Raw genomic sequence first — 17,689 nt, 5'->3', positions numbered from 1 at the left:
GAAATAAGATGAGTGACACTGCGCGACTCTCAGCCTCGGCCGATGGCTTGCCGCTGTTTGCCGATGGCTTGCATTTAACCGAGCAAGAGCTGCTGGCGTGCCAAAATATCGCCCGTGCTATGCCTGAACGTTACAGCCGTGCCCGCGCTAATTTAGCGGGCCATCGCAGCAGCTTAATCAAAGGCCGCGGGATGGAGTTTGCCGAGGTGCGCCACTATCAACAGGGCGACGATGTGCGCACCATTGATTGGCGCGTCACCGCTCGCACGGGCAAAACCCACACTAAGTTATTTGTCGAAGAACGTGAGCGCCCTATTCTGTTGTTAATCGACTTGAGCCAAAGTCTCTATTTTGGCTCAAGTTTATTGCTGCAATCGGTGCAAGCAGGACACTTAGCAACCACCTTAGGTTGGAATGCCATTAACCATGGCGATAGACTCGGCGCCTTGATCGCGTGCGAGTCTGAGCATCTAGAGCTTAAACCCCGCAGCCGTCGTCAGGGCATATTGCAATTGATCTCAGGCCTGCGCCGTGTACATGAGAATCAACTCAATCATGTTGGCAGTGGCCAGCGCGATCCTGATCATATTCTGCGCGCTTGTCAGCGATTACAACGTATCGCCAAACCCGGCTCCTTGGTTTGGATAGTGACCGATGGCAATCATTTTAGCCCCCAATGTATCGCGCCATTAACCGAGCTTAAACGTCATTGCGATGTGGGCGCCTACCTGATTACCGATCCCCTGCGCCAAGGGACACTGCCGTTACCGCACAACTTTAGTTTGCCGGTACGGGATGGGAATGAGGACTTAGTGCTCACCCGCCACAGTTATCAGGCATGGCTCGACATTCAGCTACGTCAGCAAAGGGACTTTATCGCCATGATGCAGCAACTGCGCGTGCGCACCCAGCTCATCGATGCGGGTGCTCCCCTAGCCCATCAATTGGAATTATTGCGTTAACTATGGATCCAGCAACAGTGAATTCAGAAATAGTGACACCAGTGATAGCAAATGCACAGCCTGCGGTCCCTATGGCTACAGCGCCAAACCCAGCGCTAGCGGATCTGCAGGATATCATTCATCCCGATCCAATCGGCGCTTGGCCTTGGGCAATCGGTTATTGGTTGGTCCTCGCGCTCGTGATTGCTCTCATCACACTCTTAGTTATCTGGCTAAGAAAACGCGCCCGTGACTTCGCGCCGAAAAAAGCCGCAAAGCAGTTACTTAATCAGCTCGATAAACAAGCACCGTCCTATGTCTCTGACGTTAATAGCCTATTAAAGCGTACCGCCATGAGTTACCTCAGCAGAGATGCAATAGCCTCCTTAGATGGTGAAGCTTGGGCGACGTGGCTAGACAGCTATTTACCCGCGCCTAAACGCCAACGTATTGGCCACTTGTTGGCCAAACGTCACCAGCCAAGGCCGTTAACCTTAGCTGAAGCCAATGAGTTACATGAACTCGCAAAAGCTTGGTTGGCATCGAAAGCCAAACTGAGTGCGCCTGAGCCGAATCTTGTTCAAGCTAAGGGCTACGTTCAAGCGAGAGACGACGCTCAAGCTAAAAGCCAAGCGCCAATCCAGCCAGCTGACACCAAACAACCGGAGGCACAATGTTAACAATTGCATGGCCTTGGCTATTGATATTACTGCCTTTGCCTTTGATTTTTTGGCGCCAACAAACCGTACAAGTGGATGGTGGCCGGCTGCAACTCCCCGGAATAAGCCAAACAGGCAAACAAAGCTTAGCGGCCAACACGCGCCAGAGTCGCAAACGCTACTGGCTGATGTGGTGCCTATTAGTGCTCGCTATTGCTCGTCCGCAATGGCTTGGCGAACCTATCGAACTGCCGAGCCAAGGCCGCGATCTGATGATGGCGCTGGATTTATCCGGCAGTATGCAGATTGAAGACATGGTGGTAAATGGCAAAACCGTCGACCGTTTCACCTTAATCCAACACGTCGTCAGTGACTTTATCGAGCGCCGCAAAGGCGACCGTATCGGTTTAATTCTCTTTGCCGATCACGCCTATTTGCAGGCGCCGCTCACCCAAGACAGACGTTCAGTGGCGCAGTTTTTAAAAGAAGCACAAATCGGCTTAGTCGGTAAACAAACCGCCATAGGTGAAGCCATAGGGCTGGCGGTAAAACGCTTCGATAAAATGGACGAGAGTAACAGAGTGTTGATTTTATTGACCGACGGCTCTAACAACGCGGGCAATATTGAGCCAGAGCAGGCGGCACAAATTGCCGCTAATCGTAAAGTTACCATTTACACTGTCGGTGTCGGTGCCGATGTGATGGAGCGCCGCACACTCTTTGGCCGCGAGCGGGTTAATCCCTCGATGGATCTGGATGAAAACCAGCTTAAGCATATCGCCGAAGTCACCCACGGCCGTTATTTCCGCGCCCGCAACAGCCAGGAGCTCGACCAGATTTACCAAGAAATCGATAAACTCGAACCTGTAAGTCGCGATCAGTTAAGCTATCGTCCGCAGGCAGATTTGTTCTATTGGCCGCTGGCACTGGCGTTACTGACGAGCCTGTGGATTGCCTTAGGTCAATTACCATTCTTTGCAGCGCGCCGCGTTAAACCCTCTGTCGCAACCACTTCACAGGGGAACATTAAATAATGAGCCTACATTTTATTCGCCCCGAATGGCTACTCGCCCTAGTGCCACTGGCTTTAGTGTTGTTGAGTTTATGGCGACAACACGAGAGCCACAGCGCGTGGAATCGTTATATTGCGCCGCACTTAGCCAAAATATTGGTCACCCAAGGCAGCAAGAAATCCCGCCGTCCGCTGCATTTATTAGCTTTCACTTGGCTGATTGCGACTTTTGCGCTCGCAGGGCCTGCCGTGAATAAACAGTCCTTACCTGTGTTTGCCGCCGAGCAAGGCCGCGTACTGGTGATGGACATGTCTGTGTCTATGTTCGCTACCGATCTGGCGCCGAACCGTTTAACCCAAGCTAAATTTAGGGCTACGGATCTCCTGCGTAATCTTAAAGAAGGTGAAACAGGTTTAGTCGCCTTTGCCGGCGATGCCTTTACTATCAGCCCGTTAACGCGCGATACCGGCACGCTACTCAATTTATTGCCGACCTTAAGCCCTGAAATCATGCCCGTTCGTGGCTCCAACTTAGCGGCAGGTTTAACCCAAGCTAAAACGCTACTGGCTCAGGGTGGGCATATTCGCGGTGATATTATCGTGATGACAGATGGCATAACCGCAGCCCAATTTGATGACGCTAACTCGGCATTAAGTGGCACGCAATATCGTCTTGCGGTCGTCGCTTTTGGGACCAGCCAAGGCGCGCCAATTCGTCTACCCGATGGACAATTGCAGCGCGACAGCAGCAACGAAGTCGTTGTGGCCAGCACTGACTTTGGCCTGCTGCAAAAACTGGCAGCGGATAATAAAGGCGTGTTAATCCAAAATCGCACCGACGGCAATGATCTGGCCCAATTACAACATTGGTTAAGTGATACGGGCGATGCCAAAGCCACAGATCTTGACGGTGAAATCTGGCAGGATCTTGGCCCTTATCTCGCCCTGCTATTACTGCTTCCCGCCCTTTTCAGCTTTAGGCAAGGAATCGTGGCAAGCGTTGGATTTGCCACTCTCGCGGGCGGTTTACTGCTCGCGGCCGCGCCTCAGCCTGCCCATGCCAGTGTGTGGGACAATGCCTGGGACAATGTGTGGAAAACGCCAGATCAGCAAGCGATGCAGGCCTATCAATCCCAAGATTATGCCAACGCCGCTAAGCAGTTTGAGTCACCCCAGTGGCGTGGCAGCGCCCAATATAAGGCCGGTGATTATGAGCAAGCGCTGAAAACCTTCGAGCAAGATAGCTCTGCCCAAGGCCTCTACAATCAAGGCAATGCGTTAATGCAACTCGGTAAACCCGATAAGGCAAAGGAGCGCTATCAAGCCGCACTTGAAAAACAAGCCGATTTTCCTGCGGCAAAGGCCAACCTTGAACTGGCTGAAAAGCAATTGAAAGAGCAGCAAAAGCAGCAAGGTAAAAACGATCAACAAGGCGATCAGCAGTCCGGTGATCCCCAATCAGGCAACCAACAGTCTGGTGACCAACAATCCGGTAATCAGCAGTCGCAGGATAAACAACAATCTGACCAAGATAGCGCTCAGAAAGATAAGCAAGATCAAGCGGGACAAGAGTCTCAGGATCGACAGGACAATGCCAATCCTGAGCAAAGTTCTGATCAAAGCTCTGAGCAGCAAAAAGCGGATGAGCAACAGTCTGAGCAGGATAAGCAAAATGGCAATGCTCAGGAAAAGCAGGATGAAGCTCAGCAAGATCCCGTGAAAGATAAAGCGCAACAGGATCAACAAGCCAAGCAGCAAAATGCCGAGCAGGATGCAAAGGACAATTCACCTGTAGATAATGAAGCTAAGATGCAAGCGCAGGCTAACGCCGATGCCGAGGAGCAAAAATCCGCTGAGCAAGCAAAGCAAAGCGTTGGCGCCAAAGAAGCTCCAGAGCAAAATGCGCAAGATAAACAAGAGGCTGCTATGAGTGAATCTGTCGAAGCGCCGCCAACCAATAGCGAACCGCTTCCCGCAGAAATGCAGCGAGCGCTGAGGGGCGTGAGTGAAGACCCCCAAGTGTTACTTCGCAATAAAATGCAGTTGGAATATCAAAAACGCCGTCAAAATGGCCAAATATCAAAGGATAACGAACAGTGGTGATCAGACAATTTTTTATCCTGCTACTCCTTGCCATCGGAGTGGCTCATCCTGCCTTTGCACTCACCAAAATCGAGGCATCGGTCGATCGCAATCCTGTGATGGAGGGCGAATATTTTGTGCTCAACATCAGCGTCGATGATGAAATCGATACCGGCAAGCTAGACACATCCGCCCTGCTGAAAGACTTTATTGTTGGCCGCACCAGCGTGAGTCGCAGCACACAGATCATGAACTTCGATGCGGTCAAAGAGACTCGCTGGCAAGTCTTGCTCGCGCCAAAACAAAAAGGCCAGTTAACCATTCCAGCCTTTACTATTGATGGCATCAGCTCGGCGCCGATCCCACTCAAAGTGGTCGAAACGGGTAGCCAGCCCGCACAGATGAATAACCTATTTATCGATGCCAAAGTGTCAACTGACGAGGCCTATGTCGGGCAGCTCATTACCTACAAGGTCAAACTCTATCTAGCGGTAGAATTACAAAGGGGCGTATTGAGCGCACCAGTAATCGAAGGCGCGCAGATCAAACAAATCGGCGAAGATAAGGATGGATCTGAGATAGTCGATGGCCGCCGTTACCGCGTGATTGAACGCACCTATGGCATCATTCCCGACTTACCCGGCCAAGTGAACATCAAAGGCGCAACCTTTGCGGGCGATGTGCTCGTCGAATCCCAACGCCGCGGCGGCATGTTTGGCTTTAATGAAAGCCGCCCAATGCAAGCGGGTGCCCCCTCACTCACAGTGCAAGTGAATCCTGCACCGACAAGTTTCCAAGGCCAATGGCTGGTTGCCGATTTAGTGGTGCTGAAAGAGAACTTCCCTGAGGATATTAAAGAATTTACCGTCGGCAGCCCTATTACTCGCACTATTACTTTATTGGCTTCCAATGCCGATGAAAATAGCCTGCCAGATATAGTGCAAACCCTGCCTAATGAACTGAAGTCATACCCAGAGAAACCTCAGCGACAAACCTTTGTACGCGATGCACAAATTGTCTCCCAGTACAGTATTACGTCGGCAATCGTTCCCAGCAAAGCGGGAACATTTACCCTGCCCGAAGTCAAAGTGCCTTGGTGGAATCCACACCTTAAACGTCAAGAAACCGCGACGCTCCCCGCACGCACCATAGTGGTAACAGGCGGTGCCGTCACAGATGCGCCCGCCCAAGCCTCTTGGCAAGCAAATTCAGCGGCCGACAACAATGACTCCTGGATGATTAAGGTGTTTGCTGCGCTATGGCTGATCACTCTCGTCGCTTGGATCATCACTTTAATCGCTTGGCGCCGCGCTTTAAAAAACCAATCGGCCGCCCCGACAACAATTAACGCTTCAATGAGTTCAGCACAATCAGTAAATGTTGCGAGCTTACAAGGATTGGAGCAAGCCTGCGCCAGTGGCGATGTGAGCCGCATTATGTTGCAGTTACAGCGCTACTTCAGCGAGTTACAGCAAGCGCCTATGACACTCGATAAGATTGCCGAGCAGTCACCGCAACTCGCACAGGCGATACAGCAACTGCAAATTGCCGCCTATAGTGCGAAGGCCGATGCCAACAGCCATACTGACAGTGCGAATACTAACTGTGCGGATACTAACAAGCTGACCGTAGAGTGCGCCGCGTTGCTTAACGCGGTTAAGGCCTGTGAGCATAAACATTCAAACCCAAAATCGGCGCCATTAAGCCCACTGAATCCTAAGTAAATTATGGGTTTAATGACAGAGAAGCGAGCTCAACTATGCTAAAAATTCAGCCAACAAGCCGAAAAAATAAAAATGTTTGCTAACTGGCGTAAGAAATCCGTCGAGCCCGCGGTCTCTTCTGACATGCTAAGTAAACAACGACGATACAACAGCCTAGTCAAGGCGCTACATGCAGACATCTTCCGCTACGCCTACTGGTTATGCGGCGATAAACACGTGGCTGAAGACATTACCCAAGAAACCTTCTTGCGGGCGTGGCGCTCTTTGGATTCCCTCAAGGATGATAAAGCGGCGAAGGCATGGCTGATCACGATTCTTAGGCGTGAGAATGCACGGCGTTTCGAGCGTAAACAGTTCGATTATTCCGACGTTGAGCAAGATACCTTAGAAGACAATATCTCCAATAGCAGTGAAGAGCAGACCGAGCAATATCTGATCCGTCGGCAAATTGGCAAGCTGGATATCGAATACCGCGAGCCACTCTTACTTCAGCTGATTGGTGGCTTTAGCGGCGATGAAATTGCCGAGCTGATGGAGCTCAATCGCAACACCGTAATGACGCGTTTATTTCGGGCGAGGAGCCAATTGAAAGAATTACTTGAGAAGAATGATGTGAGAGGTCAATCCAATGGATGAGCTTAAATTTAGACGTCAAGCTTATGAAGATCCTCATAATCAAGATGCTGATTTTCTGGCGCAAATTAATGCTAAGCCAGAAAACCAAGCCTTAATCAATGAGCTCAAACACCTTGATGCCAAACTGACAAATGCATTGAAAGTAGAAGTGGCGGACGATCTCGCCGATAAACTGATTTTGCGTCAGCAGTTACAACAACACCATAAACACCGCCGTCAGACGGGCTTTTTAGTGGCGATGGCGGCCTCGGTGGCATTTGTGGTGGGGATCAGTTTTAGTCTATTGCGTTTAGGGCCAATCGATTTAGCCGAACATGCACTGGCCCATGTCTACCATGAAGGTGTTGCCTTACAGGTGGATCAAAACGTCAACTTTAATCAGGTCAATGCGCAGCTCGCGTCGATGAAAGACTTTGGCAATGCCAAGTTCACCCAACAACCAGGCAAAGTGTATTACACCTCCTATTGCGATTTTCAAGGGGTGAAAAGCCTGCACTTAGTGCTACAGGGCGAGCAAAGCAAGGTCACACTCTTTATCGTGCCACTCGAAAAACGTATGGTGTTAGACAAAACCTTCGCCGATGGCAAATACCAAGGAATGGGCTTTGAAACACCCGATGCGTTTATTTTGCTTATAGGTGAAGATAAAGCAGACCTTAGCTATGTAAAAGACGAAATCAAGAACACCTTTATCTAACCCCATCTTATCTCGGCTATTTTTAAATTAACCTCCGATATTTTCACTCTATCGGAGGTTAGATTTTAATCACACTTTTATCTGCTAATGGGCGATTGTTCAAACATCTGGTAGCATGCTTGCCACTTTTAATAATAACAAGATGGGAAAAGGCAAGATGACGATTGAAACCCCGATTTTAATCACATTTGTTGGTTACTTAGTATTGATGATGGGCATAGGTTTTTGGGCTTACCGTGCTACCGATACTGTTGATGATTATATTTTAGGTGGCCGCAAAATGGGCCCCGCTGTGACCGCACTCAGTGTGGGTGCATCCGATATGTCAGGTTGGCTGTTACTGGGTTTACCCGGCGCAGTTTACTTAGGCGGCTTAGGTGAAGCTTGGATTGGCATAGGATTAATTTTTGGCGCTTGGCTAAACTGGCTATTTGTCGCCAGACGACTGCGTATTTACACTCAACTCGCCGATAACGCCCTCACCTTACCGGATTTCTTCGAGAAACGTTTCCACGATACCCAAGGCTATCTCAAGCTCGTCTCCGCAATCACTATTCTAGTGTTTTTCACTTTCTATGCTTCCTCAGGCATGGTCGGTGGCGCGATTCTGTTTGAAAAAGTTTTTGGCCTCGATTACACAGTGGCGCTGGTGATTGGCTCAGCCATCATAGTCGGTTACACCTTTATTGGTGGCTTCTTTGCTGTGTGTTGGACAGACTTTTTCCAAGGCTGTTTGATGCTTGTCGCCCTCTTGATCGTCCCCTTTGCCGTTTTCTCTCACCCTGAAAGCCACGCCGGAATTGAAACTATCGATCCTGCGATGTTGGCCTTGGTCAGCGACAAAACCACAGTGATAGGCATGTTGTCTTTACTCGCATGGGGTCTTGGCTATTTTGGTCAGCCGCATATTTTGTCGCGCTTTATGGCGATAGGCAGTGCCGATGCCCTGCCCTTATCGCGCCGTATTGCCATGAGCTGGATGGTCTTATCTTTAATTGGCGCATTAGCCACAGGTATTGCCGGTTCTCTGTATTTCGCCAATGCGCCACTGGCGAATTCAGAAACGGTATTTATTCATTTAGCCCAAGCCGCGTTTAATCCGTGGATTGGTGGTCTACTCATCGCGGCCATTTTGTCGGCCATCATGAGCACTATCGATTCACAGTTGCTGGTGTGCTCAAGCGTGATCACAGAAGATTTCTACCGTAAATGGTTACGCCCACAAGCAGATGATCGCGAGTTGATGATGGTCGGTCGCATGGGCGTGCTGGCGATTGCCGTGATCGCAGGCATCATTGCCCTTAATCCTGAAAGCAGTGTATTAAGCCTTGTGAGTTATGCATGGGCTGGCTTTGGTGCGGCCTTTGGTCCAGTGGTCTTGTTATCGCTATTTTGGAAACAATACAGCCGTAATGGTGCCATCGCCACTATTATTGTCGGCGCATTAACGGTCGTGATTTGGAAGCAACTCACGGGGGGTATTTTCGAGTTATACGAAATCCTGCCAGGATTTGTATTCGCCACCTTTGCCGGTATTTTGGTGAGCAAATTGTCTGCACCGAGTGAAAATGTAACAACAGAGTTCGAACAATTTAAGTCTGCACTCTAGTTTTGACACGCTTGTATAACTTAAAAAGCGCACACTTGTGCGCTTTTTACATTTTGTATCCTTTTAAATACTCAACACACAATTACAAACCGTTAACGTCAATTGAAACCTACCGTTAAACCCAAAGCCCTTCATATCAAGCATCTGGCCAGACCATTCAAGCGTACTAAAGTTCAACCTCTGTTTTAAAGGTTTTTAATTAACTGAAAATTAACAATTTTCACATCTGGTCGGACTTGTTGAGGTTAGGTTCAGTCCATAAGATGCCGAAGACTAATAAATGGATTTAAAGACTTTCGGCTGACTAGGACCGAATAAAAATCCAATACTTATAAAAAATAGAGAGAATTATAATGAAAACATTCAACAAGACACTCATTGCCGTTTCTGTCGCATTAGCAAGTACTCAAACCTTAGCCGCGGGCTTCCAACTGAACAGCCAATCTGCAACAGGTATTGGCCGTGCATTCTCAGGTGATGCTGTTATCGCTGACAATGCCTCAGTTCTGTCTCGTAACCCAGCAGCTATGGCGTTATTTGATGAGAAAGCCCTTTCATTCGGCGTAACCTATGCCGATATCAGCGTTACTGTAAAAGACGTTGAAAAAGCGGGCACGCCAATTAGCTTTGGTAGCGAGCACGATGCTGCCGACAGTAAAGTGATCCCTAACTTTTACTACATTCAACCGCTGAACGATCAATGGGCTTTTGGTCTAGCCGCATTCAGTAACTTTGGTACAGGCACTGATACGAGCGCATTAGCAAATAATGCCGTTACAATACCAGGCATGGGTACAGTACCTGCGCCAGTGGATCTACTGGGTAACACAGAAGTCGTCACTATGGACTTCAACGCTAGCTTATCTTACCGTTTTAACGACCACTTCAGTGTCGGTGCGGGTCTAGATTTAATCTATGGCCAAGGCAAACTTAGCCGTGAAGGTAACTTACCTTTAGGTCCTGGCGGCGCTATGGTTAATGCTAACCTAGTCGATGTTGATGCCGATGGTTTTGCTATAGGTGGAATTATTGGTGCTGTATATGAGTTCAATAAAGATAACCGCATTGGTGCTAGCTACCGTCTGAGCCCAGATTTCAAAGCGACTGGCGATATCAACACTCTGAATACTCAATTAGGTAAAGTGGTTTCCTTTGATGAAATCAATATCCCATTACCGGATATTTTCCAAGTTGCTGGTTTCCATCAGTTAACAGAGAAATTTGCCATTCACTACACAGCACAGTTATCAACTTGGGGTGACTTTGATCAGATCACAGTGACTGATGGCACTGTAGGTGGCACTCCAGCCATTAGCAGCGCGCCATTAAAACAATACGTATGGGATGACTCTTGGTTATTCAGCGTAGGTGGTACTTATACAATTAATGATAAGTGGACTGCCCGTGCTGGTTACATGCATGACCAAGGTGTTGTGAATGATATTAGCTCAATTTCAATCCCTGATTCGAACCGTAATTGGTTTACTGCAGGTTTAAGCTATAACCTGAGCACTCACTCTACTGTGGATATGGGTCTTGCCTTCGTTCGTGGTGAAGATACTGAAGTATTAGAACACAGCGCAATCATTGACGACGTGATTGCTCACACTCGTTCTGATGCCGTTTACTACTCAGTTCAGTACAGCTATCAGTTCTAAGCTAAACGCTTAACCCCAAAAGCCGCATTTTTTGCGGCTTTTTTGTATCTTAAGCATTTATTGCCTAAAGTTAATTCATACTCCTGTAAATGCAGCTACGGCTATGGCTAAAGTCATTGGACTCGGTGGAATTTTCTTTAAAAGTGCAGATCCAGTTACCTTGGCAACTTGGTATAAAACCCACCTTCAAGTTCCCATTGAAAACTGGGGCGGCGCCGCATTTTATCACACAGATAAAGCGACACTCGGCTACCATGTTTGGACGCCCTTCGCCCATAGCACTGACTATTTTGAGCCTTCAGATAAGAGCTTTATGTTCAATTTTATCGTTGATGATCTGGCGCAGGCGCTCATGCAGGTCGAACAAGGTGGCGGTCAGCTCGTGGGTGGCATTGAAGATTCAGAGTTTGGCCGCTTTGGCTGGTTTATCGATCCCGACGGCAATAAAGTCGAATTATGGCAGCCAAGTGTTATTCCTCCGGAAAAATAGCCCGTCTCAATAAAGCGACATCAAGCTGATATCGCCAACTTGTCTCCCTCAAATCTTAAGCGGCATCTATCCCGAATAAACCCAGTGCATGACTTAGGTTTATTGGGTATCGTAGGCTGAGTTTATCTAATCAAGAGATTCTTTTTATGGAAAAAAATAACATCCTTCCTGCCCTGCTGCTGGGCGGTTTCCTTTGTGCTGGGCTTGTGTATGTTGGTCAGACAGCGAGCACAGCGTTATTGCAGATGAAAGCTATGGAACGCACAGTGACAGTTAAGGGCTTAGCGGAAAAAGAAGTCAAAGCCAACGTGGCGATTTGGCCAATTAATTTCACTGAGGTTGATAATAATCTGCCTAAACTCTACGAGACGGTTCAGCAAAAAACCGACCGCGTCGTGGCGTTTTTAAAGGAACAAGGCTTTAGCGATAGCGAAATTACGATTTCATTACCTTCAATTGAAGATCGCCAAGCCCAAGGTTATGTCGATCCCAACGTCAGATACCGTTACTCGGCGAAGGTGAACCTGTCGGTTTATACCCCGCAGATTGATTTAATGCTCAATACTCGTAAGCAGATGATTAGCTTAGTGAAGGAAGGCATAGCGATCGCCAGCCAAGAGTATGACAATCGCACCGAATTCCTGTTTACCGATCTCAATTCAGTCAAACCTGTGATGGTACAAGAAGCCACTCAAAATGCCCGTGAAGTGGCGGAAAAATTTGCTAAGGATTCAGATTCTCGCCTCGGAAAAATTAAAACCGCTAGCCAAGGCCAGTTCACTATTTCGGATCGCGATAACAGCACCCCTTACATTAAACAAATTCGCATTGTGTCCACACTCACCTACTATTTAAATGACTAAATTTTAGGCTTAGTCGGAACTCACTGAAACGATGGGAATAAGGCTCTTATGGGCCTTATTCCTAAATTAGGGAAATACACTATATTAAATTTTTCTAATAAATATTGATTGCCTATTGAAAACAACTCCATTAGAATTTACTCATGAATTACATCTGGGATGATATGAATTATGACGTCAATTTCTCGCGTTCTTTTCTTACTGCTGGCGCTTGCCAGTACTCAAGTTCAGGCTGCCTCAGTCGAAACCATCGAAGTCTTAACTAAACCCTACGCCAACTGGGTCACCTTAGATGCCACCATAGAAGCAGTAAAAGCGGCGACTGTGTCAGCGCAAACCTCTGGTCGTATCGTCAAACTCAACTACGATGTTAACGATGTTGTCCCCGAAGGAGCCGCCCTACTGGAGATCACGAGTAAAGAACAAGGCGCTGAACTCGCAAGCTTTGAGGCCGATTTAGCTAAAGCCAGAGCCTTGAATGTTGAAGCACAGGCGCAATACAAACGTTATAAAGAGTTATTTCCCCAAGGCGCGATTTCTAAGGGCGCGATGGATGAAGCCACCGCCAATGCTAAGGCCACAGAGCAAGCCGTAACCGCAGCGCAAGCCCGCGTCATCAAAGCCAGCGAATCCTTAAAATACACTGTGGTATCAGCGCCTTTTAGTGGTGTAGTCACAGAGCGTTTTGTGGAACTGGGTGAAACGGTGAGCCCAGGACAAGCACTACTTTCAGGGTTTTCCGCGAGTCAAATGCGCGCCATAACCCAAGTGCCGCAGCGTTATATCAATCAGTTGAAAAATGCCCCCGAATTCCTCGTCCGTTTAAGTGATGGCCGCGAGTTAAACTCTAAAGATCTCACTATTTTTAGTTTTGCCGATCCCGTCAGCCACAGTTATCAAGTGCGCATTAATCTGCCTGAAAATGAAGCTAATCTTCAACCCGGCACGTGGGCAAAGGCTTCCTTTAAAAATGGCGAACGTGAAAAAATTCAACTGCCCACCTCTGCGCTACTCACAATGAACGAACTGAGCAGCGTTTACCTTAAAAAGGGCGAAGAATTTGTACTCACCCAAGTCCGTGTCGCCAATCCCTTAGATGGCGAGGTCGAAGTGCTGGCGGGCCTTAAGTCGGGTGACAAGGTTGCCGTTGATGCCTACCAAGTGTTGCTCAACAAAAAGCAATAAATTCCTTAGCGACTTAAGCTTTGTCGAGGTTGTTTTATGAAACATGCTCCAGTACCACAGACCACACTTGGGATTTCCGGTCGAATTGCCGCCGCCTTCCAAAATAGCGCCATCACGCCGCTATTAGCGCTTCTCGGACTCTTGCTTGGCTTATTCGCTATTTTGGTGACGCCAAAGGAAGAAGAGCCGCAAATTGATGTCACCTTTGCCGACGTGTTTATCTCTTTTCCCGGCGCGACACCTACCGAAGTTGAAAACTTAGTCACCTTGCCTGCGGAACAAGTGATCTCAGAAATCAAAGGCATAGATACCCTTTATTCGTTCTCCCAACCCGATGGCGCACTGATTATCGTCATCTTTAAGGTCGGCGTCGCGCGCAATGATGCCATCGTGAGCCTGTACAACCAGATTTATTCCAACATGGATAAATTGCCAAGGGGCGCAGGGGTTGGCGATCCGCTGATCAAACCGCGCGGTATCGATGATGTGCCCATTGTCAGTTTGACCTTGTGGTCAAAGGATAGACAAGTCTCTGCCGAGCAACTGACCCATGTCGCCCTTGGGTTAGAAACCGAAATTAAGCGCATTCCCGGTACCCGCGAAATCTATACCGTTGGCCAGCACGACATGGTGGCCAACATACGTATCGATCCCGCCAAGATGAACAGCTTTAATCTGACCTACGACAAATTAAGACAAAGCCTGAATGACAATAATATGGTCTCTATGCCCGCATCCTTAGTGCAAGGTAATCAAGAGATTAAAGTTCAGGCGGGGCAATTTTTACAGTCCATCGACGATCTCAAACAATTAGTTGTCAGTGTCTATCAGGATAAACAAGGCAAGCATATTCCGATTTATTTGGCGGATATTGCCGAAATCAGCTTAAAAAGTGATATCCCTAAGCAGAGTGTTTGGCACGCGGATAAAACCGACATTTATCCCGCCGTCACTATCGCAATTGGTAAACAAGCGGGACAAAATGCCGTCGATATCACCGACAGTGTGATTGAGCGGATTGCTAAGGTCGACAATGTATTGATCCCCGCGAATGTCGAAGTCACAGTGTCACGTAACTATGGCGAAACCGCGGCGGATAAATCTAACACCCTTATTTTAAAACTGATTTTCGCCACCAGCGCAGTAGTCGTGCTGGTCTTTTTAACCATGGGGGCCCGCGAATCCTTAGTCGTGGGTGTGGCCATTATTATCACGCTGGCGATCACCCTTTTCGCCTCTTGGGCGTGGGGATTTACCTTAAACCGCGTGTCCTTGTTCGCCTTGATTTTCTCTATCGGCATTTTGGTCGACGATGCCATAGTCGTGGTTGAAAACATCCACCGGCACATGGCGCTCGGCAAAAAGTCATTTAGTGAGCTTATTCCTGTGGCGGTCGATGAAGTCGGTGGTCCGACGATTCTAGCGACGTTCACTGTTATCGCGGCACTGCTGCCGATGGCCTTTGTGTCAGGCTTAATGGGGCCTTACATGAGCCCGATCCCCATCAACGCTAGTATGGGCATGTTGATTTCTCTGGTGGTTGCCTTTGTGGTCACCCCTTGGCTTAGTCGTAAACTGCTGAAACACAATGACAAGCACGATAGCGCCCAAGCCTCACACGAGGATGAAGCCGAAACTAAAATGGTGCGTCTCTTCACCCACTTAATTGGTCCTTTCCTGCTGGGGAAAAATGCCCGTAAGGCAAGAGTGGGACTGGCTGCCGGCGTATTTGTGTTGATCGGTATCGCCGTCGCGCTCCCCGTCGGTCAGCTCGTGGTGCTAAAAATGCTGCCCTTCGATAACAAGTCCGAGTTTCAAGTGATGGTGGACATGCCCGAAGGCACTCCCGTAGAGCAAACCCAGAGAGTGCTACAGGATTTGAGTCGCTATCTGACGACTGTCCCTGAAGTCGAGCATCTGCAGTTGTATGCGGGCACTAACGCGCCAATGAACTTTAACGGCTTAGTGCGTCACTACTTCCTGCGTCACAGCCAAGAGCTTGGCGACATTCAAGTAAACCTAGTGGATAAAAAACACCGCAAACGCGACAGCCACAGCATAGCGATATCGGTGCGAGACGAACTGCAGCAAATTGGCGAGCAATATCAAGCCAATATCAAAGTCGTTGAAGTGCCACCTGGACCGCCAGTATGGTCGCCGCTGGTTGCCGAAGTATATGGCCCAAGCCCCGCAATCCGCGAGCAAGCCGCTTACGAGATGCAGGCGCTGTTCCATGAAACCAAAGATGTGGTCGATATCGATATTTTCTTGCCCGCTGCCCAGCAAAAATGGCAGGTGATGATCGACCGCAGTAAAGCCAGCCTGATGGCCGTGCCCTACAGCAATATTGTCGACTTGATTGCCACCTCCGTTGGCGGCAAAGATGTGAGTTATTTACATCAAGCCCAGCAAAAACAACCGATACCGATCCGCCTGCAATTAAACGAAGGTGCGAAAGTCGATTTAGAGCAAGTGCTGAATATGAAGTTACTGAGCCAAACGGGGCAATCTGTGCCTGTGTCTGAGCTGGTAACCATCAAACGCGGCAAAATCGATGCACCGATTATCCATAAGAATATGATCCCTATGATCATGGTCGTCGCCGATATGTCAGGGCCACTGGACAGCCCACTCTACGGCATGTTCGATATGGCGGGCAAAATTGATGGCGCCGATGGCTTAGGGTTTGATCAGCATTATATTCACCAACCCACAGGGCTAGACTCGGTCGCCGTGTTGTGGGATGGCGAGTGGAAAATCACCTACGAAACCTTTAGAGACATGGGCATCGCCTATGCGGTCGGCATGATCGCCATTTATCTCTTGGTAGTGGCACAGTTTAGATCGTATCTGGTGCCGCTCATCATCATGGCGCCAATCCCATTGACTGTGATTGGTGTAATGCCAGGCCATGCCCTGCTCGGAGCACAATTCACCGCGACGTCCATGATAGGCATGATAGCGCTAGCGGGGATTATTGTGCGTAACTCGATATTATTGGTCGATTTTATCAATCAAGAAACTGCATCCGGCGTGCCCTTTGAGCGGGCAGTGATCCACTCGGGTGCCGTGCGGGCCAAACCCATTATGCTCACCGCATTAGCGGCCATGATAGGGGCGCTGTTTATCCTTGATGATCCGATTTTCAATGGCTTAGCGATCAGTCTGATCTTTGGTATTTTTATCTCGACCATACTGACCTTAGTTGTCATCCCAGTGCTGTACTACACAGCAATGAAAAACCGCATGAATACTGTTCAGATACAAACACAAAACTAACCACAACAAAGGCCATCACCAAGATGGCCTCAAGGAGTAAGGTATGTCATTAGAACGCAGCATTATGGCTTTTGCCGGATTTATGGTGTTACTGTCACTGGTGTTAACCGCCTATGTGCACCACAACTTTCTGTGGTTAACCGCATTTGTTGGCGCTAACCTGTTCCAAAGTGCTTTTACCGGTTTTTGCCCTGCCGCCATGGTTTTACGCAAATTGGGAGTAAAATCAGAGGCTGAAATTGCCAAGCAAAGCTAAGCCACACAAAGTCACTACTAAATAGTTAAGAGTTAGACTTAAGAGTTAAGAGTTAGGTAAGCAAGTACCCGCTTGGCTAAAACAAGCTTGCCCAAAAAATCGTCAAGGAGAGATAAAGTGACCCACAACCTCGTAATCCGTGGCCAAAGCCTGATGCGCTTAGCCCTGTTAAGCCTGCAGTCGCTGGTACTCATGCCACTGCTACTAATGCCAATGATTGCCAACGCCGCCGACCAAGATCCAGCAGTCGCATGGGATAAAATTGCCGCAGGCGCTATGGTGCTCGATGTCAGAACGCCCGAAGAATTTGCCGAAGGTCATCTAGCCAATGCGGTAAATATTCCCTTTGAGCAAGTGGAAGAAGAGTTTGCTAAGCGCGACATAGCCAAAGATACGCCTGTTGTCTTGTATTGCCGCAGTGGTCGCCGTAGCAGTATCGCAACTGAAGCCTTAGTCGCTGCTGGATACACTCAAACCTATAATGGTGGCGGTTATTCCACCTTAGTTGAGGCGCAAAAAACGCCCGCTAAGTAATTCACCGCCATCGAATAGGCTATAGTGGAGCGAAGCAAGTGTAAATCACTTAAGCACTGTCACC

Annotated in this window: 15 protein-coding genes; all 15 read left to right on the top strand. The window is 48.6% G+C overall.

Annotated features, from left to right (window positions below; translation table 11 throughout):
• The first annotated feature begins 8 nt into the window (after positions 1–8).
• The 15 genes from BM607_RS13555 (at position 9) to BM607_RS13485 (ending at position 17,625) form a co-directional block, all read left to right on the top strand.
• Entirely contained in the window at positions 9–962 is a 954-nt protein-coding gene (locus BM607_RS13555) for a DUF58 domain-containing protein (RefSeq protein WP_071939576.1), read from the top strand.
• Positions 963–964: 2 nt separating this feature from the next.
• Entirely contained in the window at positions 965–1,621 is a 657-nt protein-coding gene (locus BM607_RS13550; protein WP_071939577.1) for a DUF4381 domain-containing protein, read from the top strand.
• Positions 1,615–2,634, top strand: a complete 1,020-nt coding sequence (locus BM607_RS13545; protein ID WP_071939578.1) for a VWA domain-containing protein — start codon at positions 1,615–1,617, stop codon at positions 2,632–2,634. Before BM607_RS13550 ends, BM607_RS13545 begins: the two co-directional genes overlap by 7 nt.
• Complete coding sequence (locus tag BM607_RS13540; RefSeq protein WP_071939579.1) at positions 2,634–4,715, top strand: VWA domain-containing protein; 2,082 nt, start codon at positions 2,634–2,636, stop codon at positions 4,713–4,715. The genes BM607_RS13545 and BM607_RS13540 overlap by 1 nt, the downstream gene beginning before the upstream one ends.
• Positions 4,709–6,418 carry a BatD family protein gene (locus BM607_RS13535; RefSeq protein ID WP_071939580.1) on the top strand — a complete coding sequence of 570 codons (1,710 nt, stop codon included), beginning with the start codon at positions 4,709–4,711 and terminating at the stop codon, positions 6,416–6,418. The genes BM607_RS13540 and BM607_RS13535 overlap by 7 nt, the downstream gene beginning before the upstream one ends.
• Before the next feature lie 72 nt (positions 6,419–6,490).
• Complete coding sequence (locus BM607_RS13530) at positions 6,491–7,054, top strand: sigma-70 family RNA polymerase sigma factor (protein ID WP_006085483.1); 564 nt, start codon at positions 6,491–6,493, stop codon at positions 7,052–7,054.
• A complete protein-coding gene (locus BM607_RS13525) occupies positions 7,047–7,751 on the top strand; it encodes a DUF3379 domain-containing protein (protein WP_071939581.1) in 705 nt (234 codons plus the stop codon). Before BM607_RS13530 ends, BM607_RS13525 begins: the two co-directional genes overlap by 8 nt.
• Before the next feature lie 157 nt (positions 7,752–7,908).
• Complete coding sequence (gene putP / locus BM607_RS13520; RefSeq protein ID WP_011847196.1) at positions 7,909–9,360, top strand: sodium/proline symporter PutP; 1,452 nt, start codon at positions 7,909–7,911, stop codon at positions 9,358–9,360.
• 353 nt (positions 9,361–9,713) lie between these two features.
• Positions 9,714–11,018: an outer membrane protein transport protein gene (locus BM607_RS13515; RefSeq protein WP_071939582.1), complete on the top strand. Its 1,305-nt coding sequence runs from the start codon at positions 9,714–9,716 to the stop codon at positions 11,016–11,018.
• Positions 11,019–11,121: 103 nt separating this feature from the next.
• The gene (locus BM607_RS13510; protein WP_006082260.1) at positions 11,122–11,508 is read left to right on the top strand and encodes a VOC family protein; all 387 of its coding nucleotides are present in this window, start codon (positions 11,122–11,124) and stop codon (positions 11,506–11,508) included.
• Positions 11,509–11,654: 146 nt separating this feature from the next.
• Positions 11,655–12,371, top strand: a complete 717-nt coding sequence (locus tag BM607_RS13505) for an SIMPL domain-containing protein (protein WP_006082262.1) — start codon at positions 11,655–11,657, stop codon at positions 12,369–12,371.
• Positions 12,372–12,542: 171 nt separating this feature from the next.
• Positions 12,543–13,556, top strand: coding sequence for an efflux RND transporter periplasmic adaptor subunit (locus tag BM607_RS13500; protein ID WP_071939583.1), 1,014 nt, complete (start codon positions 12,543–12,545; stop codon positions 13,554–13,556).
• Between the two features lie 36 nt (positions 13,557–13,592).
• Complete coding sequence (locus BM607_RS13495; RefSeq protein ID WP_071939584.1) at positions 13,593–16,835, top strand: efflux RND transporter permease subunit; 3,243 nt, start codon at positions 13,593–13,595, stop codon at positions 16,833–16,835.
• 43 nt (positions 16,836–16,878) lie between these two features.
• Positions 16,879–17,091, top strand: coding sequence for a DUF2892 domain-containing protein (locus tag BM607_RS13490; RefSeq protein ID WP_006082265.1), 213 nt, complete (start codon positions 16,879–16,881; stop codon positions 17,089–17,091).
• Between the two features lie 117 nt (positions 17,092–17,208).
• Entirely contained in the window at positions 17,209–17,625 is a 417-nt protein-coding gene (locus tag BM607_RS13485) for a rhodanese-like domain-containing protein (RefSeq protein ID WP_071939585.1), read from the top strand.
• The last annotated feature ends 64 nt before the right edge of the window (positions 17,626–17,689 follow it).

Origin of the sequence: Shewanella sp. SACH (assembly GCF_001887095.2) — a bacterium.
Lineage (GTDB): Bacteria > Pseudomonadota > Gammaproteobacteria > Enterobacterales > Shewanellaceae > Shewanella > Shewanella baltica.
This window is presented reverse-complemented; position numbering and strand designations above follow the sequence as displayed.